Genomic DNA, 24465 nt, shown 5'->3' on the forward strand with positions numbered 1-24465 from the left:
AACGGGCGGCATTATGGTCGCCCGACGGCTGCGACTACAACTTGATACGCTCGACCTTCCCGACCAGCAGAATGTAGGAAAGCGCACCGATCAACGCCAGAACCGAGATGTAGGTGATCGCCGGAGCGAACGAATCACCGGTGGCGAGGAAACCGATGACAATCGGCGTGGTGATCGCCGACAGGTTGCCGATGAAATTAAACACGCCGCCGGTCAGCCCCAACAAGCGGGCCGGTGCCAGCGTTGAAACCAGCGACCAAGTGATCGAAGCCAACCCGTTACCGAAGAACGCCAACGCGAGGAAGGCAATCACCAGTGGCGTCGACTCGACGAAGTTGGCGCCGATGATCGAGGTGGAAATCAGCAAACCACCAATGATCGGCAGCTTGCGGGCGAAACCCACCGTGTAACCGCGACGGATCAGGAAGTCGGAAAAGAACCCGGAACAGAGCACGCCGACGAAAGCCGCGAGAAACGGCAACGACGCCAGCAGGCCGGACTTGATGAAGTCCATGCCGCGATATTTCACCAGGTAGGTCGGGAACCACGTCAGGAAAAACCACAACGTCGAGTTGAGGCAGAACTGACCGAGGTAGATGCCCCACAACTTGCGTTTGGTCAGGACGATGCCGAGGTCGGTCCAGCTGAATTTCGCCTTGATCTTCGCTTGCTCAGCCTGGATATCCACCAGCCCGCCACCTTCGCGGATCAGGTCGATTTCGGCGTCATTGGCGCCTTTGAAATCCCGTGGCTCGCGATACACCGCGTACCAGATCACCGCCCAGAGAATGCCCACCGCACCGGTGCTGACAAACACCATGTGCCAGCCAAATTCATGCTGCAACCAGGCGAGTACCGGCGTCAGGAACGCCAACCCGACGAACTGGCCGGAGGTGTAGAAACCAATAGCCGTGGCGCGCTCCCGCTCGGGAAACCAGGTCGTAACCACGCGGCTGTTGATCGGATACGCCGGCGCTTCCAGGGCACCGACCGCCATGCGCAAGACGAACAGCGCGATGAAGCTGGCGGCGAAACCGAGCATCACCGTGGCGATCGACCACAGCAACAACGCGATGCTGTAGAGAATGCGCGGCGGGACGCGATCCACCAGCCAGCCGCCGGGGATTTGCATGGCGGCGTAGGTCCAGCCGAACGCGGAGAAGATCAATCCGACGTGGATCGGGTCGATGCCCAGTTCGCTGGTCAGCGCCGGGGCGGCGATAGAGAGGTTGCTGCGGTCCAGGTAGTTGATCACCACGGTGATGAACAGCAGGACCATGATGAAAAAACGCTTGCGGCTGGGCGCCACCAACGACGCCTGCCCGGTGAGGGTTTGCGGTTGCATGGGGAATGCCTCTTCTTATGTTTATTGAGGTCGTTCGAAAGACTTGCACTGCCCCCTGTAAGAGCTGGCTTGCCAGCGATGGGGTTCTGTCAGTCACATCAATGCTGGATGTGATGCCGCTATCGCTGGCAAGCCAGCTCCTACAGGGATGCGTGATGGGTCAGACAGGACTCACCACTCGGCAAAACTGCCATCGGCATGGCGCCAGATCGGGTTGCGCCAGCGATGCCCGACCGCGGCGCGTTCGATCACGTATTCCTCGTTGATCTCGATGCCCAGGCCCGGACCGTTCGGAATCTTCACGAAGCCTTTGTCGTAATCGAACACCTGCGGATCCTTGACGTAATCCAGCAGATCGTTGCTCTCGTTGTAGTGGATGCCCAGGCTCTGTTCCTGGATGAAAGCGTTGTAGCAAACCGCGTCCAGTTGCAGACACGCCGCCAGGGCAATCGGCCCCAACGGGCAATGCAGCGCCAGCGCCACGTCGTAGGCTTCGGCCATGTTGGCGATCTTGCGGGTTTCGGTGATGCCTCCCGCGTGGGAAGCATCGGGCTGGATGATGTCGACGTAACCTTCGCTGAGCACGCGCTTGAAATCCCAGCGCGAGAACAGGCGCTCACCCAGGGCAATCGGCGTGCTGGTCAATGGCGCCAGTTCCTTCAGCGCTTCATAGTTTTCGCTGAGCACCGGCTCTTCGATGAACATCAGTTTGTACGGATCGAGTTCCTTCATCAGCACCTTGGCCATGGGCTTGTGCACCCGGCCATGGAAGTCGACGCCAATGCCGACATTCGGCCCGACCGCGTCACGCACGGCAGCGACGTTGGCCAGCGCCAAGTCGACTTTGTCGAAGGAGTCGAGGAATTGCAGCTCTTCGGTGCCGTTCATTTTCACCGCAGTGAAACCACGCTCCACCGCTTCTTTCGCTGCACGCGCGGTGTCTGCCGGACGGTCACCGCCGATCCACGAATAGACACGAATCTTGTCGCGCACCTGACCACCGAGCAGATCGCTGACCGACACCCCCAACGCCTTGCCCTTGATGTCCCACAACGCCTGGTCGATACCGGCCAGCGCACTCATGTGGATCGCACCGCCCCGGTAGAAACCACCGCGATAGAGCACGGTCCAGATGTCTTCGATGTTGCGTGGGTCTTTGCCGATCAGGTAGTCGGACAATTCTTCAACGGCGGCTGCCACCGTGTGGGCGCGGCCTTCGACCACGGGCTCGCCCCAACCGGTCACGCCCTCGTCGGTTTCGACCTTGAGGAAACACCAGCGTGGCGGAACGATGAAGGTGGTCAGTTTGGTGATTTTCATCTCTTTTTTCTCTTGTTAGATGCAGCGCGCTCGGCGCCAAAAAGTCTTAACGCAGAGCGTTCCATGCAGCGACGTAGGCCTTGGCGTTGGACGCCACTTGCTCCGCAGTCATGCCCGGTTTGAACAACCCGGACCCGAGGCCAAAACCTTTGACGCCCGCGTCGATAAACACCTGCATGTTCTCCGGGGTGATCCCGCCCACCGGCGCCAGAATCGTCCCGGCGGGCAGTACCGCTAGCCAGGCTTTTACAACCGCCGGGCCCATTTGCTCGGCCGGAAACATCTTCAGCACGTCCGCGCCTTCGGCCAGTGCGGCGAAGGCTTCGGTCGGCGTCGCTACACCCGGCGAAAGGAACAGCCCCGCCGCTTTCGCTGCGCGCAACACTTTAGGATCGCTGTGCGGCATGACGATCACTTGCCCGCCGGCGGCTTTCACTTGCTCGACCTGTTCCGGCGTCAACACCGTGCCGGCGCCGATCAGGCAATCGGCAGGCAAGGTATTGCGCAGGATGCGGATACTTTCGTACGGCTCGGGGGAATTGAGCGGCACTTCGATGACGCGAAATCCGGCGGCGTAAAGGACTTCTCCGATAGCCGCCGCTTCCTGCGGGCGCAGGCCACGCAGGATTGCGATCAAACCGTTTTGCGCCAATGCTTGTTTGAGCATGTCAGACCTCCAGTCAGGTTTAACGGGATGGGTTGGGAGCGATCAGCCCGGCGGCGAGCGCCAACAGCCACAACCCGCGTTCGGTGGCGTGTTCGGCGAGCGTCACGCGAGCAAAACCGCAGGCGTCGAGCGCCCGGCTGTAGCGGGCACAGAGTTGGGAATTACCGATGAGGATGATCGACGGCAGATCGACGCTGTTGCGCCGGCGCCGCTGAACCGTGGCCAGCGCCGACAGCTCATGGCCGATCAGCAGTCCGGACAAATAGTCCGGTTGCGCGCTGCCGCTCAGTTCGCCGGTCAGCCCGAGGCTGCGGGCACTGAACAGCGTCGATAGCGGGCCGATCTCGCCCTCCACCGACAAGGCCACTTGCACCCCACGGTCAAACGCGTCGCCATCAAAAGACGCGCCCCGCTGCTGGGTGCGCCCCAGAATGCTGTGTTCGCTGAGCACGGCGAAGACTTCACCGGTCATGAAGGTATCGAAATGCACGATGCAACCGTCGGCCACTTCCACCCATTTCGAATGACTGCCCGGCAGGCCGATCAACCAATCGCTGCCCGCCCCGTCCGGGAGGTTTTGCAGCACGCCAAGGACTTGGGTTTCTTCACCGCGCATCACGTTCGGCAAGCGCGAACGCTGGATCACGCCCGGCACGATGTGCACATCGACACCACGAAGACTGCGAATGGTTTGTAGGGAAGTTCCAAGATTGGCAACGTTTGCCGGGGTGTCGCGGTAGGCCGCTTCGCGCCAGCCTTGCGCGCTGCCAACCATGCCGCAGGCAATCACCGGCAAAGCGGGTTGCGCGTCGAGCCAGTCACCGCAGGCCTCGTCAAAGGCCAGTTCAAAACCGTCGGTGCATGCCTGGCCATTAATGATTCGCGGCGTCCGGGGTAGCTGCATGATTCCCGATGACAGCGAACGCTGTTCGAGCACCTGGCCACCCGCGGCGAGTTTGTAAGCACGTAATGAGGTTGTCCCCCAATCGAGCGCGATCAATTGCGCCAGCATCGCTTCACCTGTTTTGTTTATTGGCAGTGAGTGAGCTGAACTATAAACCCGGGCGAGCACAAATCTCAATATATAAATACACATCCCATATTTTGGGATGTGTCAAAAAAAACGCAGCCGGCGGCAGCTCCCTCTGTCGGAGCTGCTGAAGGCTGCGATTCTTTAAGCGATCAATGGCCCGCAGCAAAATCCCTTAACACCGCGCCATCCATCCGATACCGCACCCACTCTTCCTGTGGCTGGGCACCCAAGGATTCATAGAACTCGATAGCTGGCTTGTTCCAGTCCAGCACGCTCCACTCAAAACGCCCGCAATCATTGGCGCAGGCAATTTTCGCCAAGTGGCGCAGCAGTGTTTTACCGGCGCCGCCACCGCGCTGCTCGGGGGTGATGTAGAGGTCTTCGAGGTACAGGCAATTGCTGCCGAGCCAGGTGGAATAGCTGAAGAAGAACACCGCAAAGCCGATCGGCAAACCGTCCCGCAGGCAGATCAGGCCGTGGGCGGTGGCGCCTTCGCTGAACAGGCTGCGCTCGATGTCGGCGACGCTGGCGATGACTTCGTGGCGGGCACGTTCGTAATCGGCCAGTTCTGTGATGAACCCGAGGATTTGCGGTGCATCGCTGGGGGTCGCCGGGCGGATCTCGATCGTCATGGACGTGCCTTCGTCAAAAGTGGAAAACGCCATACTAAGTCGGCGCGGTGCGCGCGTCACAGGGATTATTGTGGCGCGCCGAGGACATTACTCCGCCCACCACTAACCCTGGAATCGATAACCTCAGACCTAACATCGGCGCCTTGCATGATAGATAGATGACATCACCGTTATCGGGTCAAGGAACCGCGTCATGTCTAGCGCACCACCTCAAGTCTGCAGCAAACTGTTCGGCCTGTTTTGCCTCGCCAGTTATTTGCTGTCGCTGTCCTACGGATCGACGTTTTTGCTGTCGCTGTTGATCGGCTCGCGCGGCGGTAATGAACACGATGCCGGCAGCGTGATCTCCGCGGCGATGCTCAGTACATTTGCCGCGGTAATGGTCTCGGGACACTTGGCCGATTTGCTCGGTGCGGCGCGCTCGATCGCGTTGTTCGGCGTGCTGCTGGTGGCGGCCAGCCTGGGCTTTGCACTGACGCCGGGGTTCGGCAATCTGCTGCTGTTTTTCGGACTGCTGCTGGGGTTGGGCTGGGGTGTTTTTTACACGCTCGGGCCGATCATCGTCGCGAGCCTGGTGACGCCCGCCCAACGCGCGAAATACTTTGCGCTGCTGTCGGGCAGCATGATGACCGGCATCGGCACTGGACCGTTGCTGGGCCGTGCGGCCAGTGCGCTCGGCTATCCGGTGACGGCGGCGTTTTACCTCGCGGCACTGGCCAGCCTGATCGGCGTTTTGCTGTTCTGGCGCCTAGATTCGCAGCTGAAAAAATCGCCCTCAGCCACCGCCGCCGTCGCGCGCATTTCCTGGCGCGCAACGGCTCAGGTGTTGTCCTCCAGAGCGCTGTTCCCGATCATCATGGTCGGCCTCGGCGGTTGCGTGTTCGGCGGTCTGTCGAGCTTTCAAACCAGCTACGCGGCGGCTCGTTCGCTGGACTACTCGCTGTTCTTTTTCGGTTTCATGGGCGCGGCGATCAGCAGTCGGATGGTGATCGCCGGGTTCGTGGTCAAGCGCGATCCGTTCCGCGCGTCTTGCCTGTTGTCGGGGCTGATGGCAGGCTCGATCGTGATGTTCGGTTTCGTGGTCGACAGCGGCTTCAGCTACGTGCTGGCGGCGATGATGCTGGGCGTCGGTTACGGGCTGACGTATTCGGTGATCAACGGCCTGGCCGCGAATGAAGCACCGGGCGGCACCACCGCGCAAGCCTTGCTGTTGTTCAGTCTGTCGTACTTCATCGGCGTGTTCGGTTTTCCGTGGCTGGCCGGGAAGATCATCGTCGAGCACGGGATGGCGACACTTTTGCTTACGGTTCTCGCCGTCGCGCTGTTGAACTGGCTGATCACCGTGGGCCGCTTGCTCTGGCGGCGCTACACGGTCAAAACGTTACAACGGGCCTGAACCGTTCGTCGTTCATCAGGCACCAAACCAAATCGGGGGCGGACCAATATCGGGTAAGGACTCTAATTCAATGGAGACGACACCATGATCATGTCCCGACTGACCGCCCTCGCCCTCGCTACCCTGCTGTCCTCTGCCGCCTTCGCCGCGAACACCGCCTCCGGTACCGGCCCGACCGACCCGGTCGAAAAACCCAAAGCCCCCGCCACTCAAAGCGCACCCGGCATCAACACTAATGGCACCGGCGTCGACAGCAGCCTGCCGCCATCCACGGGCACCGACCCGCGGACCCAGGGCAACGACGCAGGCCGTCAAGGTGGGATGAACATGCCGGACACCCAGACACCCGATAACGCCGGCCCCGGCATCGGCTCGAAAACCACCACCGGTGGCTCGGGTTCCGAAGGCGGCACCAGCCAATAAATCGCCGACGCGAGTGACACCGCAATACCTGTCCACATCCATGAAGAGGTAACCATGAACGTCGATAAAAACCTTGAGAAAGAAGTCCTGACCCGTCTGTTGCACGCCCACCCGAGCGGGCTGGGCAAAGAGGTTCTGGACAATTACCGGGGGGAGAAAGTCGTGGCCAGCGCCCTCGCCACGCTGCAGGATCGCGGGTTGATTCAGCAGGGGCATGTGACCTGCAACGAGGCCGGTGAACACTCGTTGAATTTGCCGATCAAGCTAAGTGCGGCCGGGGTTGAAGCGGCGCGCAAGCTGGACGTGTAAACGTTTGGGGGCCTATCGCCGGCAAGCCAGCTCCTACAAGAATTACGTGATTCCTTGTAGGAGTTGGCTTGCCAGCGATGGCGTCCCGTCAGGCGCCGAAATTCTTGCTGATCAACGCATCCACCTCTGCCACTCCAGGCGAAGTCGCCGGCCCCCAGCGCGTCACTGCCAAAGCAGCAGCCGCATTCGCGCGCCGTGCCGCCTCACGGGCCGACAGACCTTGCGCCAACCCGGCCACAAACACCCCGGCATGCGCATCCCCGGCGCCATTGCTGTCCACCGCATCCACTTTGAATCCCGGCACCTGCTGACGCTCGCCGTGTTGATTTATCCAGCAGCCTTGCGGCCCATCGCGCACCACCATCAACACCTTCGACGGCAGATGCGCGGCCAATCGATCCAGCGCCTCGGCAATGTCCGACGCCCCGGTAAAACGCAGCGCTTCGACGCTGTTGCTGGTCCACAGGTCAATGCGCGGCAACAACGCCTGCATCAACGGCGCATCCGGCGAATCCACCAGCGGCCCCGGGTCGAACACTACGCTGATCCCGGCAGGCAACGCCAGCACCCAATCCACCAACGCCTGAGCCTTGCCGACATGCAACAGGCTATAGCCGCTGACGTAGACATAATCGCCCGCCTCGACCGGCACGCTCGCCAAGTCCTCGGCAGTCACTTCGCCTTCGGCACCGATATAGGAAACAAAACTGCGTTCGGCCGAGGCGTCCGTGATCGCCACGCACAATCCCGTGTCGCGTTCAGCGCTGTGAGCAATGCCGATGCGAATGCCTTCCGCCTTCATCGCTTCCCGCGCCAGATCACCGAAACGACCGGTGCCATGACGGCCGAGGTAAACCACTGGCAAGCCATTACGCTGCGCCGCAGCCATCACATTGAAGCCACCGCCGGCTTCGAAACTGGCGGATTGCGCCAGTACATCGCCGCCGGGCTGCGGCAGTTTATCCACGGCCATGACCAAGTCGATGATGACCTGGCCGGTGTGCAGCAATCTAGGCATGAGCACCCTCGGTCAGCGCGGCGCGGCGATCCTTGGCGCCACCGAGTACGAAGTAAATCCCGCCGGCGACCAGGAACGTGACGATCCAGCCGAGGCCGTTATGCCCCAGCCACGAGTCGGAGAGGAACCCGCGGAACCAGACGGTTTGTTCGGTGGTGCCAATGGTGGTGAAGCTGAAACCCAGCACGATCGCCACGGCCCACGCACCGAATGCACGCCACTCGACGCCGCCGCGATACCAGTAGGCACTGCTCGGGCTGACGTCCAGCAAGTCTTTGGGGCTGTAGTAATGACGGTGAATCAGGTCGACGACGAAGATCCCGACCCACGCCGTGATCGGCACCGCCAGCAGCGAAATGAAGGTGATGAACGGGCCGTAGAAACTGTCGGCGATCAGCATGAAGTAAATCGAACCGGCGAAAATCGCAACGATGTCGACCACCACGGCGTAGACGCGTTTGACCTTCAAGCCGAGTGTCAGCGTGGTCAAACCGGCGGAGTACACCGACAGGTTGTTCGACAGCAGCAGGCCGCCGAACGCAGTGATCAGGTACGGCACGGCCATCCAGGTCGGCAACATGTCGCGGATCGCGATGATCGGGTCAGTGGCCGACGCCAGGTCGTTGTTGCCCACCGACAACAAGCCGCCGAGGGTGATTAGCAACACCAGCGGGATCCCCGCACCAAACGCGGCGGAAGCCACCAGACGCGCCGCTTTGACACTGCGATGCTGATAGCGCGACATGTCCGCACCGGCATTCGCCCAACCGATCCCGGTGCCGGCGGCCATGGTGCCGACGCCGATGATCATCGCGCTAAGCGGCGCAGGCGTGGCGTTGAACACAGCGCTCCAGTCGATGGTGGCGCAGAGGAAACCGCCGACCAGAATGTTCAGCGCGCCGAACACATAAGTCGCCCACTTCTGAATCACCAGCAACGTCGCGTGACCGAGACCGGACACCGACAACGTCAGCAGCACGAAAATCGCGATGAAGATCAGGGTCAACACCGGCGCACTTTTGGCCTCCACCGGCGAACCGAACAGGATCGAGCACAGCGACAGCAACACGAACGCAGCGGTGGTGGTGTTGACGGTTTCCCAACCCAGCCGCGACATCAATGAAACCAGCGTCGGGCCGATGTTGCCGCGCACACCGAAGATCGCCCGCGACAGCGTCAGGCTCGGTGCCCGACCACGGCGACCGGCGATGGAAATGATCCCGACCACCGCGAAGGAACCGGCGGCGCCGAGGATCGCGACGATGATCGCCTGCCAGATCGCCAAGCCGCGAAACGCCACCAGCGTGGCGCCGAGCGGCAGGCCAAGGATGGAAATGTTGGCGGCGAACCAAACCCAGAACAGCTGCAGCGGATGACCGTTGCACTCCGCTTCCGGCACCGGCTCGATGCCACGGGTTTCCAGTTGCCCGGCGCTTTGCCCGGCATTCGATGAACTCATGTGAAATGCTCCTGTTGCCTTTGTTGTGGTTATGGGCAATGACGGAAGACGAAAACAACAGCCCGGCTGTCCTGGCCAAGTCCGTGCGATCCATTGCGGGTGAAAAATTCAAATAAGCGGTGCGCCTATCGCGAGCAAGCTCGCTCCCACAGCTACGGCGTGTGCCGTGAGGTTTGCACTATTCCTGTGGGAGCGAGCTTGCTCGCGATGGCGTCAGCCCAGTCAACGCAAAGCCAACAGCCCCTGCACCAACGGTTCAAGCTCCAACGAGTTAACGGCTTTGACCTTGTCGATCATTTCAACAGGCCAACTCTCCAGCCCCAGACAGGCCCCAAGCATGGCCCCCAGAATCGCCGCGATGGTGTCCGTGTCACCGCCTAAACCTGCGGCCATGCAGACAGCTTCGAACGCATTCATCTTAGCGATGGCCACTTGTTGCGCCAGGGCAAACGAAACCACCACCGACTCCTGTGACGCCACCGAGGTGCCGATCACGTCGTACAGCAGATCCGCGAGCAACGCCTTGTCACTGTCGACGCTGATGGTCCGCGCCCAACTGATGCGCGAAGCGATGCGTCCGCCCGCAACCCAGTGGCCGTGGCTTTCCGCTTGCAGGGCGATTTGCTGTCCGAGGTTCAACGCTTGGCCCAGGTCCATGCCATTGATGCCCGCCGAGACCACTGCCGCCACCGCCGCGGCGCTGGAAATGCCCAGCGTGGTGTTGTGGGTGACCTGACAGGCCTGGACCACGGCGTTGATGAAATGCTCGGGATCGCTGACATCCGCCGAAATCCCGACCGGCGTGATGCGCATCGCCGCGCCATTGGTGGTGCCGTAGCGCCCCGCTTCTTCCGGCGAATGGCCGGCGAGAATCATCTCGATCGCCCGTTTGGTCGACGGCCCGAGCAAATCCTGTGAACCCTTGGCCTGCATCGCGGCTTCCCATTCGATCAGCCGCTGCGCCAGCACCGAAGGTTCGATCTTGCCTTCGCCGTCGATCAACAACTGACCGACCAGAATCGCCTGTTCGGTGTCGTCGGTGATCGAGCCTTTGGGCATGTTCGCAGCGATCGGTTGATCGGGGCCGGCGTCTTGCAGATCGCTGATTTCACCGAAACGCGCCTTGATCTCGGCGCGGCTCAGGGATTGGGTCGGCATGCCCAGGGCATCGCCCAGCGCCAATCCGAAAAACGCGCCCAGCGCACGATTGAGCGCGGTCATTGCGGGTTTCCAAATTGCAAATGCAGGCGAAAGTGCACGGGATCAAGCAGGCTTTCGACCTGTTCCATGAAGCGGTTCTGCCGGTCGTAGGTGGTGCGCAAGGCTTTGAGAAACACCGTACCGACCGGACGACCCAGCAGCTCGGCGTCTTCGGCGTTCAAGGGTTCGGCGCCGATCCATTGATCGCCACGCTCGCCGATGTAGCCGTACGCGGCCAGGGTAATCGTCAGGGAGTTGTCGATCAGGCCGACACGCGGCAGGCTTTCCAGGCCTCCGGTGGCGGGCATCAATGAGCGTTCGAGGGAAACCAGCTTGCCGTCGGTGGAACGGCGGCGGCGGTCGAGGGTGATGAACTGGTCGGTGCCGAAACGCGGCAGCAGGTCAGGACGGGTTACCGCCTCGAGCCGCAGCACTTCGGTATTGATCAGCGCCCCGCTGTCGGCCAGGGCCTGCGCCCAACCACTGCGCTGATCGAGCACCACACCGTCAAAGGTGACGATGGAACCGACACCGCTTTGCGTCGCGATGTAGTGGCGCCGTTTCAACTCGGCCAGAGCTTCACGCAGCGTGCCGCGGCTGACTTTGAATTCCTGAGCCAACTGATGCTCGCCGGGCAACAGAAAGCCGTCCTCCATGAGGCCGCTTTCGATGCGCCGGATGAGCTCGTCGACCACCCGTTGTTTCTTGTCAAATCGTACCTGTCTAATCATGTACAAATTGATAACCGAAACTGGGTTGGGCGAGCAAGAAATATTTCAGGGAGGTGACGGGAGGATGTGGAGTTCTTGATAACAAGGTGAATCAGATACACCGCCATCGTGGGCAAGCCACGCGCCCACAGGTTATGCAAAACCCTGTGGGAGCGGGATCGCCCGCGAAGACGTCAGCCCAAACAGCACAAATCTCAGCGTTGCTTGAGACGGTCGATGACCACAGCCAGCAGCAAAATCGAACCGCGAATCACGTACTGGTAAAACGTATCGATATTCTTCAGGTTCATCGCATTTTCAATAATCGCCAGAATCAACACCCCGGCGATCACGTGCCGGATCATGCCGATCCCGCCGCTCAACGACACGCCGCCCAGTACGCAAGCCGAGATCACAGTGAGCTCGAAACCCTGACCGATCATCGGCTGACCGGAAGTCATCCGCGACGCCAGAATCACCCCGGCCAATGCACCGATCACGCCGTGCACGGCGAAGATGATGATCTTGGTCCGGTCAACGTTGACCCCGGCCAGCAACGCCGCTTCCTGGTTGCCGCCGATGGCCATGGTGTTGCGCCCGTAGGTGGTGTAGTTCAGCAGCCAGCCGAAAAACAGGAAGCAAACGATGGTGATCAGAATCGGCACCGGCACACCAAACAACTGGCCGTTACCGAAGACGAAGAACGACTCCTGCGACACGCCCACTGCTTTGCCATTGGCAAAAATGTAGGCCAGACCGCGAACGATCTGCATGGTCGCCAGCGTGGTGATCAGCGCATTGACCCGCAGCTTGGCGATCACGATCCCGTTGATCAGCCCGACAATCAGCCCCATGAACAGCGCCGCCGCCACGCCGAGAAACACACTGTCGGTGTCGCGCATCACCACCGCTGCGACCACGCCGGCACAAGCAATCACCGAGCCCACCGACAAGTCGAAATGCCCGGACGCCAGGCAATACAACATGGTGCACGCCGCTATCCCGGTGGTGGAAATCGCCAGCCCCAAACCGCGCATGTTCAGCGGCGAGAGGAAGTTGTCGATCAGCAAGGTGCAGAGCACAAAGATCCCGACCGCTGCGAGCAGCATGACCCAGTCATCAAGGAAGCGCCGCAGGTCCAGGGGTTTGCGCTGGGTGGGCAGAGCGTTGTTTTGGCTTGTCATCATAGTCACCTCTCAGTTCGCCACGCCGTCAGCGCGTTGGCGCGGCAAAGCCAGTTGCAGCAGATTGGATTCGTTGGCCTCGTCACGGGACAGTTCGCCGCGCATCGCGCCTTCACAGAGCACCAGGATGCGGTCGGAAATACCCATCACTTCCATCAGGTCGCTGGACACCACGATCACCGCAATGCCGCTTTCAGCGAGGTTATGGATGATCTGGTAGATCTCGGCTTTGGCACCGATGTCGATGCCGCGAGTCGGTTCGTCAAGCAGCAGGATCTTCATTGGCATCGACAGCCAACGGCCGAGAATCGCCTTCTGCTGATTGCCGCCGGACAGGTACATGATTTTCTGCGCTGCGTTGGGCGTCTTCACTTTCAGCGCCTTGATCTGCTTGTCGGCGTTGCCCTTCTCCCACAGGCCGCGCAACAGGCAACCGAAGGTGGAATGAGCGCCGCGCGCGCTGATGTTGATGTTCTCGGCGACGCTGGAGAGCGGCATGATGCCCTCCTTCTTGCGGTCCTCGGGACACAGCAGAATGCCGGCGGCAATCGCATCGCGGGGTGAACGCAGTTTCAGTTCATGCCCGCGCAATTCCAGGCGCCCGGCGGTGTTGCGCTCAAGGCCGCTGAGTATGCGGAACAGCTCGGTACGACCGGCACCAACCAGACCGAACAGCCCCAGGATCTCGCCTTTGTGCGCATCGAAACTCACCGGCTCACGCAAGCCCGGCCCGAGCAAACCGTCGACCCTCAACGCCACCGCACCGCGCTTGCGCGGGCGGTAATCGTAGATGTCCTGAATGTCGCGACCGACCATGCACGTGACCAATTGATCGTGAGTCAGCTCGCTCATGTCCTCGAAGGTACGCACGTAGCGGCCGTCCTTGAACACCGTCACCGCGTTGCAGATACGGAACACTTCTTCCATGCGATGGGAGACGTAGAGCACCACTTTGCCTTCGTCGCGCAGGCGCCCAATGATCGCCATCAAGCGATCGATCTCGCGCGCCGAGAGGCTGCTGGTCGGCTCGTCGAATGCGATCACATGCGCGCCACGGGACAACGCCTTGGCGATTTCCACCAGTTGCCGTTGACCCAGAGACAGGCGCCCGACTTTCTCCTGCGGATCGATTTCATCGGCCAGGCCCTTGAGGCAGGCCAATGCTTGCTGTCGCAGTGCGCCGCGATTGATCAGGCCAAAACTCGCGGGCAGATGACCGAGGAACAGGTTTTCCGCCACGGTCATTTCCGGGACCAGGTGCAACTCCTGATGAATCACCGCGACCCCGCTGCCGATGCTGTCGGCGGTGGACTTGAATGCCATGCTCCGCTCGCCGATCTGCAGGTCGCCACTGCTCGGCGTGTAGGCGCCGCCGAGGATTTTCAGCAGGGTCGATTTGCCAGCGCCGTTCTCGCCCATCAAGGCGTGAACCTGGCCCGGATGGGCGACGAAGCTGATGCCGTCCAGCGCCTTCACCCCGGGAAAGGTCTTGCCGATCCCGTTGAAACGCAGGCTGCCGCCAACGCTGTCGTGTTGTGTCTGTACTTGCGCGTGCATAACCCACCTCATCAACAGATCAGGCAGCCCCGTCGCCGGGGCCACCGATGAAATCAACCGCGCCTCAGTTCCACAGGCCGATCTTTTCCAGTTCCTGCTTGAAGTTCTCGCGGGTGATCAGGGTTACGTCATCCATCGCCGTGTATTTCGCTGGTTCTTTGCCGGTGGTGACCCACTCGAACATCATGCTGGCGGTGTTGTAGCCCTCGATGTGCGGGCTCGGCAGCATCGAGCCGAAGAAGCCGCTGTTGGGCTTTTTCAGTTCGCCGATAGCGTCGGTGCCGTTGATGCCGATGCCGATCACGTTGGCTGCGGCAAACCCGGCGCTCTCGGTAGCGCGCACGCCGCCCAGCACGGTGTTGTCGTTCATGCCGCCGATGATCAGGTTTTTTGCCGCACTCGGCAGTTTCACCAGTGCCGAGTTGGTGGCGTCCATGCTGCCCGGTACGTCGAGGGTTTTAAGGGCCGAGAACAGGATGTGGTCTTTCGGCATGCCGGCGTCTTCCAGCGCCTTGACCGAACCGTCGGTGCGCTTCTTGCCGGTGTCGAGTTCGTTGTAGGTGTTGATGACCGCGTAGGTGTCTTTCCAGTCCCAACCGCGTTTTTTCGCTTCGGTGGCCATCGCCGCGCCCTGCTTCTGACCGACTTCGAACGCCGCCATGCCGAGGTACGGAACCTCTTCCATGAACTTGCCGCTGGCATCGACAAAGCGGTCATCGACGGCAATCACTTTCAAACCGTTGAGTTTGGCTTTGGCCATGATCGCCGGGCCGAGGGACACGTCCGGCGGGCAGATCACGAAGCCCTTGGCGCCGTTGGCCGCCAGGCTGTCGATGGCGGAGAGCGTTTTCTCGCCGTCCGGTACGGCGATCTTGATGACGGTGAAGCCTTTCTCTTTACCGGCCTTTTCGGCGAAGGCCCACTCGGTCTGGAACCAGGGCTCTTCAGCCTGCTTGACCAGAAAACCGATCTTCACTTCCTCGGCCGCCAGCAGCGTACTGCTCAGACTGACCGCGGTGACCGCCAAAGCGGCACAGCACAGGGAACGGATCCCACGACGACGATTCATAAGCTGACTCCTTGTTATTTTTTTTGAGCGTTATTTTTCAAAGCCGGTACAAACGTTGAAGCAAATAGTCATATCGTATGATGATTGGCTTTCAGGCGTAATTCCGCGCCTGAAAGCCCGGTTATTCAGTCGTGGTACATCACCGAGCGCCCGCCATCGATGGTGATGCATGAGGCGTTGATAAACGGCGCCTCATCGCTGGCCAGAAATACCGCCGTCATCGCCACTTCAATCGGCTGGCCAATGCGTCGCGGCGGATGCAGATCGAAAGCCCGCTGGCGTTCGGCATGCGGGTCGGCAAAACCGTTCCAGTAATCGACGTTGAGCTGGGTTTCGATGTAGCCCGGCGCAATGGCGTTGACGCGAATGCCCTTCGGCGCGTATTCGATGCCCAGCGCGCGGGTCAGGCCGAGCAAGCCGTGCTTGGCCACCGGGTACGGGAAGCAGCCGGGGATGATGTGGGAAGAATGGGTCGAGGCGATGTTGATGATGCTGCCGATACCTTGCTCGATCATCTGCGGCAGAACCGCCTTGCAACCGAACCAGGCGCCGTCGAGGTCAATGGCGAAGCAGCGGCGCCAGTCTTCTTCAGTCATTTCCAGCGGATCGCGGAACACGTTGACGCCGGCGCAGTTGACCAGCACGTCGATGCAGCCGTGACGTTCCATCGCCAGATTGGCCATAGCGTCGAGATCCTGCTGCCGGGACACGTCAGCCGTGATCGCATGAACGTTGAAGCCTTGATCACGCCACCGCGCCGCGACTTTTTCGACTTTCTCGGTCTGGATATCACTGATGATCAATTTGGCCTGTTGATGGGCGAAGGCAGCGACGATCGCCTCGCCGATGCCTTGGGCGGCGCCGGTCAGCATCACGACCTTATCTTTCAGGCGCTTGCCCTTGGGCGGTTCGGCCAGCGCCGGCAAGGAGAGTCGTTCAGCCATGCATCAAACTCCCTTTTCCAGGCACGACAAAAACCGGGCATCTGTCGATGTCCGGCCGAAAAAAGTTCTGGAAAATCGCTGCATCACTTCACCTGTTTTGTTTTTTTAAGTGTGAGTGCGTGTAACTGATGGAGCCGACTATAAACCCGACCGCCAAATAATCTCAATATATAATTTTACATCCCATATTTAGGGATTTATCCGGCAAATCTCGTACAGGGTTTTCCGGGCACATCGACCTGAACAGCCAACACCGCGCCGTCCAGTGGATGCTTGAGCGGGCTCGCGGCGCTGGTGATGTAGAGGGTTTTCAGGTCGGCACCGCCGAACACGCAGCTGGTGGGTCGGCTGACCGGCAGTTCGAGCACCCGATCGACATGACCGTCCGGCGTCAGCCTGAGCAGGCAACTGCCGTCCCAACGCGCATTCCAGAGGTAACCCTCGGCATCCATCGCCGAGCCGTCGGGGCCGCCACGTTCATGCGGGCCAAACCAGACTTGCGCGGGCTCGAGGCCGCCGTCGGTGCGAATAAAATACTCGTAGAGCGTGCCATCCAGGCTGTCGGCGAAGTACAGCGTGGTGGCGTCATCGCTCCACAACAACGTGTTTGGAATGCCCAATCCGCGCAGCAGCGGCGTGACCCGGGCATCGCGGTCGATGCGAAACAAGCCACCGGAACGCTGCACAATGGGCAGGTCTTCGCCGTTTTCGCCGATGTTGTTCTGCATGGTGCCGAGCCAGAGTCGGCCCAGGGCATCGCAACGGGCTTCATTGCCGCGATTGCCGGGTTGCGGATCAGCGACACAGAGCAAGGTCAGCCGTGGCTCAAGGCCGGGTGAATCCAGATCGAGCCGATACACGCCACTGTTCAACGTCACCAGCGCGTCGCCGCTTTCGCAGGGAATGAAGGCTGATACGTGCTCCGGCATCTGCCAGATCTGCACGTTGGCGCCGATCAGCCGCAGGGCCTGTTTGCCGGCGATATCGACCCAATAGAGTGCCTGCGTCGGCGCATCCCAGAATGGGCCTTCGCCCAGATGCGCACGGTGTCCGGTAACCGCCTGCCACGCCATGAAACCTCCTTTCTTTTTGCTTTTATGTGGGAGCGAGCCTGCTCGCGAAAGCGGTGGGTCAGGCGAAATCAATATTGAATATGCCGGCCTCATCGCGAGCAAGCTCGCCCCCACAAGGGGCCTGTGTTTTTAGCCGGCTTTTTTGTCGGCCATGACTTTTGGGTAGAAACGTTTGATGGCCAGGTCAGCGTTGTCGATCAGGGTCATGCAGGCCCACACGCCGCGGGCGGCATCGCGGGCGGCGATGGCGTCGGCCATGTCTTTGTGAATCGGTAGCGTACGGCGCAATTCGTCCGGATCGGCGGCGGAAACCTCGAAAGAAACTGCCAGGAGTGCGCCAAGGGCCGGGACCATTTGTTCGATGAATTGATTGTGGCTGGCCGCGAGGATGCACTCGTGGAAGAACTGGTCGGCGCGGTTGTAATCGATCCCGCTGTCCACCGCCCGTTCCAGCGCGTTGTAGGCCTGAAGCACCGCTTGCACCTGCTCGACACTCGCCCGTTCGCAGGCCCAGCGCACGGCCATCGGCTCGATGGTGCGACGCAGGTCGAGCAGGTCGTCGACGAAGTTTTCCGGCAAGCCGCTGCGCGACAGCCAGCCGACGACTTGCGGGTCGAAGAGGTTCCAGCGCCGCACCGGCAACACCCGCGTGCCAACCTTGGGCCCGACTTCGAGCATGCCTTTGGCGACCAGGGTTTTGATGGCTTCGCGGATGACGGTGCGACTGACCCCGAGTTGCTCGCCCAGATCGGCTTCGACCTTGAGGGTTTCGCCGGGCTTTACCTGGCCCGCCGCAATCCAGCAACCCAGCCAATCGACCGTCGATGCGTGAAAGCTGCTGGACATGGGCACCTCGAGGCTGGGACGGCACAACGCCGTTCGCAATGGTTGCCCACGCTAATCATCATACGATTGGGTGTCAATTTGATTTTTCGAAAGAATTCACAATCCCAAATGTGGGAGCGGGCTTGCTCGCGAAGAGGCCTTAACATTCAACATCATCGTCGACTGTCAGGCCGCTTTCGCGGGCAAGCCCGCTCCCACAGGGTTATGTGTTACGGCTCCAGGCCGATGGGGAAGAAAATGCCGCCGCTCCATACGCCCAGCCAGCGTTGCCCATCGATCTCGCGGGTCACCGCCAACTCCACCAGTTGGTAGAACACATTGCGGTGAATCAGCGCTTCAAGGTTGGTGCGCACATGCACGTAGGGCGCAGGCTCTTGTGTCACCGGATCAATCACCACGCGTATCGCATGTTCGGCACCCGCCTCGGCGGTTTCATCGACGTTGGTGGTGAAGCGCAGGACTTGAGCCTCACCCTCGCCTTCCACGTCGACAGCAATCGCCACGAACGGTGTATCGTCGACCTTGATGCCGACTTTCTCGACCGGGGTAATGAGGAAATAATCATCGCCGTCGCGGCGAATGATGGTGGAGAACAGTTTGACCATCGGCTTGCGCCCGATCGGCGTGCCCAGGTAATACCAGGTGCCGTCGCGGGCGATGCGCATGTCGATGTCGCCGCAGAAGTCGGGGTTCCACAAGTGGACCGGTGGCAAGCCTTGGGTCTTGGGGATTTGCCCCAACAGGTCGTTGGCTTTTTGCGGGCCACTCATGGCGTTCTCCTCGGGATTACTGGTCGCTGAGCCCTAGCAGGCTACGCGCGTATTGTTGCAGCGGCGGGCCCATCAGGTCTTCTGGCTTTTTGTCGTGGAACGTCAGTAAACCGCCACGACTCTTGATACGCGCAGTATCAATCAAATACTGGGTGCTGGTCTCGATCAACATGATCTGAATCACTCCGGAGTCGATACCGAGACGATCCAAGGCTTCCTGGTCGAGCCATTCGTCCGAGTTGCCGATACGGTCGTCAGACTTGGCAAAACGGGTGTAAAGCAGGTAATGCGCACCCGCCGCACGGGCTTCGCCCATGGCCTGGTCGAGACCTTCCGGCGCACGTGCGCGGCGGACCATCGGGAAGTATTCGATAAAGCCGTCGAAGGCGACTTCGGCGATCACGTTAGGTCGCGGGTAAACCGCACTGCCCGGCGGCACAAAAGCGCCTTGGGCGATATAGACGAACGAATCCGGCTGAATGCGCAGGTTGTTCGCGCGGCGGCTGTCGCTGTGGTCGAGCAAACCCGCGTCGCTCAAGTGGTAGCGAGTCCCTTCAGCCAGATCGCTGACATTCATGCAGCCACCAAGCGCCAAAACGGCCAGCAGCAAAACCAGGCTACGCATCCTACCCTCCAGAGGCCGGTGACGGAAAACCGGCGAATGGCCATGGGATGCAGCTTCCGCGCCAGCTCAAGAACGTCGCTGCCTCATAGATCGCAATCGCGAACAGGCTCGCTCCCACAGGACTTGCACAAAACCTGTGGGAGCGAGACCGGCTTGCCGGCGATGGGGCCCGATCAGCCGCCAATAATTTTCATGACGGTCGCGCCACCAGAGAACGCTACCTCCTGCTTGTCACCCAAGGCTTTCACCAAGAGTCGCTGCAAGGCCGGCAACGCCTGATGACGCGGTTTGTCCAGCAGATCGCCGACATAGTGGCGGTTGCTCGACGACAGGCAGCCATGCAGCCACCCGGTTGAAGACAGACGCAGCCGCGAGCAGGTGCGGCAGAACGGAACGCTTTCGTTGGCAATTACACCAAAATAGCCCTGACCTGGAATCTCGTAGCGCACCGCAGTGGCGTCAACCGGCGCATCGGCCTGGAGGTACTCATAACGATCACCGATCAGGCTCAGCAGTTGCTGAAGGCTGACGAACTGTTGCAGGAACGCGTTGGAATCGCTGGCCAGGTGGCCCATGCGCATCAGCTCGATGAAGCGCAACTCGTAACCGCGCTCCAGGCAGTAATCGAGCAGCGGCATCACCTGATCGAGGTTCTGTCCGCGCAACGGCACCATGTTGACCTTGATCTTCATGCCTGCGGCGCTGGCCTGATCCATGCCGTCAAGCACCGTCGCCAGATCGCCGCCGCGAGCAATACTGCGGAATGCGCCGGCATCCAGGGTATCGAGGGAAACGTTGATGCGACGAATGCCGGCATCGACCAGCAGGGGCAGCTTTTTCGCCAGCAATTGACCATTGGTGGTCAGGCTGATGTCCTGCAGGCCCATCTGCCCGACGGCGGTCATGAACGCTTCGAGCTTGGGGCTGACCAGCGGCTCTCCGCCGGTGATGCGCAGCCGCTCGATCCCCGCAGCCTCGATCAGATAGGCAACGCCGCGTGCCATGGCGTCGGCCGATAATTCATCCTGCGCAGCGACCAAACGCTTGCCGTTGGGCACGCAGTAGGTACAGGCGTAATTGCAGGCTGAAGTCAGGCTGATTCGCAGATTGCGGAAACGCCTGCCTTGACGGTCAACGATCATGGTCACTCCGGCACTAGGAAATCGAACGGCGTAAAACTTGACTCACAAATCAAGTTTTAGCAAGTCCCATGCCTGAGTATATTCCGGAGGTACTGCGCCATATAGCAAAATCATGGCGCAATAAGGCTACTGAATGGTTCAGGTGCCAGGTGGGATGTCGGTATCGCGCTTGCGCTTGTTGCCCATGCGTACGCCGATGTCCATCAGGAACTGGAAAAAGCCTTCCTGATCTTCCAGCACATTGCTCCAGAACGGCGAGTGGTACAGCGCCACGGCGCCGTGCACCAGCGCCCAGGAGGCGCAGTAATGGAAGTAAGGCGGCACGTCTTCGAGCTTGCCTTCGCTGATCCGGCCCTTGATCAGCAGGGTCAGGCGTTCGAAGTTCGAGGCGCGAATCTTGTGCAGCTCCTCGATCATCTCCGGCACCTGGTTGCCCTTGACCACCTTTTCTTCCAGGCGATCGAACAAGCGGTAACGTTGCGGATCGCGCATGCGGAATTCGAAGTAGGCCCGGGACAGTGCTTCCTTGTCCTTGTCGACGTCGGCCGAATGCAACAGCTCGTTCAAATCGCGCTCGTAATCGAGCATCAGGCGCAGATAAATCTCCGCTTTGGATTTGAAGTGCTTGTAGATCGTGCCTTTGCCGATACCGACGGCATCAGCAATCATCTCGACGGTGACACTGTCTTCACCTTGGTCGAGGAACAGCTTGAGCGCGGTATCGAGAATTTCTTGCTCGCGGCGACGAAACTCACGGACCTTACGAGGTTCTTTATGCATAAGAAAAGGTCTGTCGGGGGTCAAAATTCGAAGCCGCGTATTATGCCTAACTTGCGCCAAAATGCACGGATCATCCGACCATATCTGTGTTTCTTGATGATTTCTCACCGGGTCGCCAGTTGATGAGAACGCTTCCGAAGCGCCCGTATTCCAAAATTGTTTAAAAACCTGGGCCGGTAAACTGGACTCGGCGCAATACTGATCAATACTTCAACTGTCGGCGGGGCATCTCCCCCAAGTGCCGCGCCGATATTGGTACCAACGGACCGCGTACCATTGTTTTACTCCTAATGGTCTTAACCCGGATTCCCCCCCCAGAACCCGGGTTTTTTTTGCCTGCGATTTAACCTTTCACATGCGCAAGCGGGAACAGTCGCTTGAAGTTCTCCGTCGTCTGCTCGGCAAATCGCTCGTAGGATTCACCGCGCAACATCGCCAGGAACTCTGCCACTTCCCGCACATATTGCGGCAGGTTCGGCTTACCGCGATAAGGGATCGGCGCCAGGTACGGCGAATCGGTTTCCACCAGCAATCGCTCGGCAGGCACTTTACTGGCCACGTCGCGCAGCGCATCGGCATTGCGAAAAGTGACGATGCCGGACAAAGAGATGTAATAACCCATGTCCAGCGCCGCTTTGGCCATCTCCCAATCTTCGGTGAAGCAATGCAGGACGCCGGCCTGAGGCAACGCCGCCTCGCGCAGCAGGCTCAGCGTGTCGGCCCGAGCACCACGAGTGTGAATAATCACCGGTTTGCCGGTCTGCTGCGCGGCTTGCAGGTGCAGGCGGAAGGATTCTTGCTGCAGCTCCGCCGCTTCAGGCTCGTAGTGATAATCCAGGCCGGTTTCACCAATCGCCACCACTCGCGGGTGGTTGAGCTCCTGCAGCAGCCAATCCAGCGCTGGCGCAGCGCCCGGCTGCACGTCCAGCGGGTGCACGCCGACCGAACAGTCGACATCGTCATAACGTTCGGCCAGGGCCTTGACGTCGGCGGCGTTGTCGACACTGACGCCGATGCACAGAAAGTGCCCAACCCCGCGCTGGCGGGCCGCATCGAGAGCGGCATCCAGCGAGCCGTCGTGGGCGGCGAGGTCAAGGCGATCAAGGTGACAATGGGAATCTACGAGCATAAAAAGGGCTGCAACTTACATCGTATGAGTGGGACGGTCGGACTTCAGGGCTCCGGCCAGGTGGGTTTCGATTCGACTGCGCGCGGTGTTGTCGCCGTCGTTGAACTGCACGCCGACGCCGGCGGCCCGGTTGCCTTGCGCGCCTTTGGGGGTGATCCAGGTGACCTTGCCGGCGACCGGAATTTTCTCCAGTTCATCCATCAGGTTCAGCAGCATGAAGACCTCATCGCCCAACTTGTAGCTCTTGTTGGTCGGGATAAACAGGCCACCGTTGTTGATAAATGGCATGTAGGCCGCGTAGAGCACGGACTTGTCCTTGATGGTCAGGGACAAAATACCGTTGCGCGGCCCCGGGTTGACGGCTTCATTCATGCTGACCTCCACTGCTGATGTTCAGAGGATAGGCCCAGTCGGTCACTTCTGGGTAGGCAATGACGCCCATTGCACCAGTAATGCTTCCAGCAACAGGACCCGATTGAGGTTGGCCTTGCTCATGACTTTCTGGCGTTGGGCGAGGATCCAGTCCTGGATGTTCAGGACTTTATCCTGAGCACTTTTCTGCGCCAGGTATTGAATCACCTTGCGCATATCGGCCAATCCCAACCCGTCTTCATCCTGAGTCAGCTGATAACGCAGGATCAGGCTCGACCAGTCGCAGAACCAGTCGAACAGCAATAACAGCGGAATCGCGTTCCAGCCTTCGGCCAGTTGCGTCGGCGATTGCTGTTGCTTGAGCAATTTCTTCACACCGTCGACCACCAGCGCTCGCTGTTCGCGCACGCCCTGGGCCTGCAAATTGACCGCGGCCAGCGGCGAGCCGGCGGCCAGGGTCAGCAGTTCGACGCGTTCTTCTTCCGAGCTGTCCGGCAACGCCTTGGCCAGCCACGCAAGACTCATCGCCTCACTTGGCAGTGGACAGGCTTGCTGCACGCAGCGGCTTTTGATGGTGGGCAACAGCCGACTGGTCTGGTGACTGACCAGCAACAACACCGTATCGCCGGACGGCTCTTCAAGGCTTTTGAGCAAGGCGTTGGCGGCGTTGATGTTCATCGACTCGACCGGCTCGATCAACACCACTTTGCGCCCGCCCATCTGCGCGGTCTGGACCACGAAGCTGACCAGTTCACGGACCTGATCGACCTTGATCGCCTTGTCGGCTTCTTCCGGTTCGAGGATGTAGTTGTCAGGGTGGCTGCCGGCTTTGAGCAGCAGGCAGGATTTGCATTCGCCGCAAGCGTCCTGTGCGGTCGGACGCTGGCACAACAGGCTGGCCATCAGGCGCTCGGCAAGCGCTCGCTTGCCGATTCCGGCGGGGCCGTGCAGCAGATAGGCGTGCGCATGTTGTTTGCGACCCGCCAACTGCTGCCAGAGACTGTCCTGCCACGGATAGGCTTCAGGCACGGGTCAACTCCAGCAGACGCGGCAGCAAGGCGTCCAGCGACTGTTGAACCTGCGCCAGCGATTGACCCGCATCGACCAGCACATATCGCGCCGGATCGGCTTCAGCGCGTTTGAGGAACGCACTGCGCACCGCATCGAAAAACGTCCGGCCTTCAAGTTCGAAGCGATCCAGTCGACCGCGAGCGCTGGCGCGGGCCAGCCCCACTTCCACCGGCAAATCGAAGATCAGCGTCAGGTCCGGGCGCAACTCACCCTGAACGAAGCTTTCCAGAGTCGCGATGCGCTCCAGCGACAAACCGCGACCGCCGCCCTGATAGGCGTAGGTCGAATCTTGTTTCGGAATAGATGGCAATGTAAACATCATGATATACTTCGTAATACCTTGATATGTAAACTAACTAGATAAGCGCCAGAACCCAATGGATCCGGGCCA

Annotated in this window: 25 protein-coding genes and 1 pseudogene; 3 read left to right on the top strand and 23 right to left on the bottom strand. The window is 60.4% G+C overall.

Annotated features, from left to right (window positions below):
- Positions 1 to 34: 34 nt before the first annotated feature.
- From ACI77H_RS14340 to ACI77H_RS14360, 5 genes are all read right to left on the bottom strand, one after another.
- Positions 35 to 1345 carry an MFS transporter gene (locus ACI77H_RS14340; RefSeq protein WP_407012460.1) on the bottom strand — a complete coding sequence of 437 codons (1311 nt, stop codon included), beginning with the start codon at positions 1343 to 1345 and terminating at the stop codon, positions 35 to 37.
- A gap of 171 nt (positions 1346 to 1516) precedes the next feature.
- Entirely contained in the window at positions 1517 to 2665 is a 1149-nt protein-coding gene (gene dgoD, locus ACI77H_RS14345; protein ID WP_407012461.1) for a galactonate dehydratase, read from the bottom strand.
- Positions 2666 to 2711: 46 nt separating this feature from the next.
- Positions 2712 to 3332 (bottom strand): 2-dehydro-3-deoxy-6-phosphogalactonate aldolase, encoded by a 621-nt coding sequence (locus ACI77H_RS14350; RefSeq protein ID WP_407012462.1) that lies wholly within the window; start codon positions 3330 to 3332, stop codon positions 2712 to 2714.
- Between the two features lie 19 nt (positions 3333 to 3351).
- A complete protein-coding gene (locus ACI77H_RS14355; RefSeq protein ID WP_407012463.1) occupies positions 3352 to 4344 on the bottom strand; it encodes a 2-dehydro-3-deoxygalactonokinase in 993 nt (330 codons plus the stop codon).
- Positions 4345 to 4514: 170 nt separating this feature from the next.
- Positions 4515 to 4997 (bottom strand): N-acetyltransferase family protein, encoded by a 483-nt coding sequence (locus tag ACI77H_RS14360; protein ID WP_407012464.1) that lies wholly within the window; start codon positions 4995 to 4997, stop codon positions 4515 to 4517.
- Positions 4998 to 5190: 193 nt separating this feature from the next.
- Here ACI77H_RS14360 and ACI77H_RS14365 point away from each other — a divergent pair, with 193 nt between their 5' ends.
- The 3 genes from ACI77H_RS14365 (at position 5191) to ACI77H_RS14375 (ending at position 7125) form a co-directional block, all read left to right on the top strand.
- The gene (locus ACI77H_RS14365) at positions 5191 to 6393 is read left to right on the top strand and encodes an MFS transporter (RefSeq protein WP_407012465.1); all 1203 of its coding nucleotides are present in this window, start codon (positions 5191 to 5193) and stop codon (positions 6391 to 6393) included.
- An 84-nt stretch (positions 6394 to 6477) separates the two neighbouring features.
- Positions 6478 to 6816, top strand: coding sequence for a hypothetical protein (locus tag ACI77H_RS14370; protein ID WP_407012466.1), 339 nt, complete (start codon positions 6478 to 6480; stop codon positions 6814 to 6816).
- A 54-nt stretch (positions 6817 to 6870) separates the two neighbouring features.
- Positions 6871 to 7125 carry a hypothetical protein gene (locus tag ACI77H_RS14375; protein ID WP_407012467.1) on the top strand — a complete coding sequence of 85 codons (255 nt, stop codon included), beginning with the start codon at positions 6871 to 6873 and terminating at the stop codon, positions 7123 to 7125.
- A gap of 88 nt (positions 7126 to 7213) precedes the next feature.
- On the opposite strand, the gene ACI77H_RS14380 is transcribed toward ACI77H_RS14375, so the two are convergent.
- The 18 genes and pseudogenes from ACI77H_RS14380 to ACI77H_RS14465 all read right to left on the bottom strand — a co-directional run.
- On the bottom strand, positions 7214 to 8143 hold the full coding sequence (locus ACI77H_RS14380) for a PfkB family carbohydrate kinase (protein ID WP_407012468.1): 930 nt from the start codon (positions 8141 to 8143) through the stop codon (positions 7214 to 7216).
- The gene (locus ACI77H_RS14385) at positions 8136 to 9602 is read right to left on the bottom strand and encodes a purine-cytosine permease family protein (RefSeq protein WP_407012469.1); all 1467 of its coding nucleotides are present in this window, start codon (positions 9600 to 9602) and stop codon (positions 8136 to 8138) included. Before ACI77H_RS14385 ends, ACI77H_RS14380 begins: the two co-directional genes overlap by 8 nt.
- Before the next feature lie 222 nt (positions 9603 to 9824).
- Entirely contained in the window at positions 9825 to 10823 is a 999-nt protein-coding gene (locus ACI77H_RS14390; RefSeq protein WP_407012470.1) for an ADP-ribosylglycohydrolase family protein, read from the bottom strand.
- On the bottom strand, positions 10820 to 11533 hold the full coding sequence (locus ACI77H_RS14395; protein ID WP_407012471.1) for a GntR family transcriptional regulator: 714 nt from the start codon (positions 11531 to 11533) through the stop codon (positions 10820 to 10822). The genes ACI77H_RS14390 and ACI77H_RS14395 overlap by 4 nt, the downstream gene beginning before the upstream one ends.
- Positions 11534 to 11727: 194 nt before the next feature.
- Complete coding sequence (gene araH / locus ACI77H_RS14400; protein WP_407012472.1) at positions 11728 to 12696, bottom strand: L-arabinose ABC transporter permease AraH; 969 nt, start codon at positions 12694 to 12696, stop codon at positions 11728 to 11730.
- A gap of 12 nt (positions 12697 to 12708) precedes the next feature.
- The gene (gene araG, locus ACI77H_RS14405; protein ID WP_407012473.1) at positions 12709 to 14253 is read right to left on the bottom strand and encodes an L-arabinose ABC transporter ATP-binding protein AraG; all 1545 of its coding nucleotides are present in this window, start codon (positions 14251 to 14253) and stop codon (positions 12709 to 12711) included.
- Positions 14254 to 14317: 64 nt separating this feature from the next.
- Positions 14318 to 15322, bottom strand: coding sequence for a substrate-binding domain-containing protein (locus ACI77H_RS14410; protein ID WP_407012474.1), 1005 nt, complete (start codon positions 15320 to 15322; stop codon positions 14318 to 14320).
- Positions 15323 to 15447: 125 nt separating this feature from the next.
- Entirely contained in the window at positions 15448 to 16266 is an 819-nt protein-coding gene (locus ACI77H_RS14415) for an SDR family oxidoreductase (protein WP_407012475.1), read from the bottom strand.
- Positions 16267 to 16463: 197 nt separating this feature from the next.
- Positions 16464 to 17339 (bottom strand): SMP-30/gluconolactonase/LRE family protein, encoded by an 876-nt coding sequence (locus tag ACI77H_RS14420; protein WP_407012476.1) that lies wholly within the window; start codon positions 17337 to 17339, stop codon positions 16464 to 16466.
- Positions 17340 to 17468: 129 nt separating this feature from the next.
- A complete protein-coding gene (locus ACI77H_RS14425; protein WP_407012477.1) occupies positions 17469 to 18185 on the bottom strand; it encodes a FadR/GntR family transcriptional regulator in 717 nt (238 codons plus the stop codon).
- Positions 18186 to 18394: 209 nt separating this feature from the next.
- Positions 18395 to 18955, bottom strand: coding sequence for a DUF1285 domain-containing protein (locus ACI77H_RS14430; protein WP_407012478.1), 561 nt, complete (start codon positions 18953 to 18955; stop codon positions 18395 to 18397).
- 16 nt (positions 18956 to 18971) lie between these two features.
- Positions 18972 to 19580, bottom strand: coding sequence for a DUF4823 domain-containing protein (locus tag ACI77H_RS14435; RefSeq protein WP_407012479.1), 609 nt, complete (start codon positions 19578 to 19580; stop codon positions 18972 to 18974).
- Between the two features lie 173 nt (positions 19581 to 19753).
- Complete coding sequence (locus ACI77H_RS14440; RefSeq protein ID WP_407012480.1) at positions 19754 to 20722, bottom strand: GTP 3',8-cyclase MoaA; 969 nt, start codon at positions 20720 to 20722, stop codon at positions 19754 to 19756.
- A 138-nt stretch (positions 20723 to 20860) separates the two neighbouring features.
- The gene (locus ACI77H_RS14445) at positions 20861 to 21502 is read right to left on the bottom strand and encodes a TetR/AcrR family transcriptional regulator (protein ID WP_150631723.1); all 642 of its coding nucleotides are present in this window, start codon (positions 21500 to 21502) and stop codon (positions 20861 to 20863) included.
- Positions 21503 to 21845: 343 nt separating this feature from the next.
- Positions 21846 to 22631, bottom strand: a complete 786-nt coding sequence (locus tag ACI77H_RS14450; RefSeq protein WP_407012481.1) for a TatD family hydrolase — start codon at positions 22629 to 22631, stop codon at positions 21846 to 21848.
- Positions 22632 to 22646: 15 nt separating this feature from the next.
- Complete coding sequence (locus ACI77H_RS14455; protein WP_407012482.1) at positions 22647 to 23003, bottom strand: PilZ domain-containing protein; 357 nt, start codon at positions 23001 to 23003, stop codon at positions 22647 to 22649.
- 42 nt (positions 23004 to 23045) lie between these two features.
- A complete protein-coding gene (locus tag ACI77H_RS14460; RefSeq protein ID WP_407012483.1) occupies positions 23046 to 24032 on the bottom strand; it encodes a DNA polymerase III subunit delta' in 987 nt (328 codons plus the stop codon).
- Positions 24025 to 24363: pseudogene (locus ACI77H_RS14465) on the bottom strand (dTMP kinase); the annotation flags it as partial. The gene ACI77H_RS14460 and the pseudogene ACI77H_RS14465, both read right to left, overlap by 8 nt.
- Positions 24364 to 24465 lie beyond the last annotated feature (102 nt).

Source organism: Pseudomonas sp. O230 (assembly GCF_045447035.1).
GTDB lineage: Bacteria > Pseudomonadota > Gammaproteobacteria > Pseudomonadales > Pseudomonadaceae > Aquipseudomonas.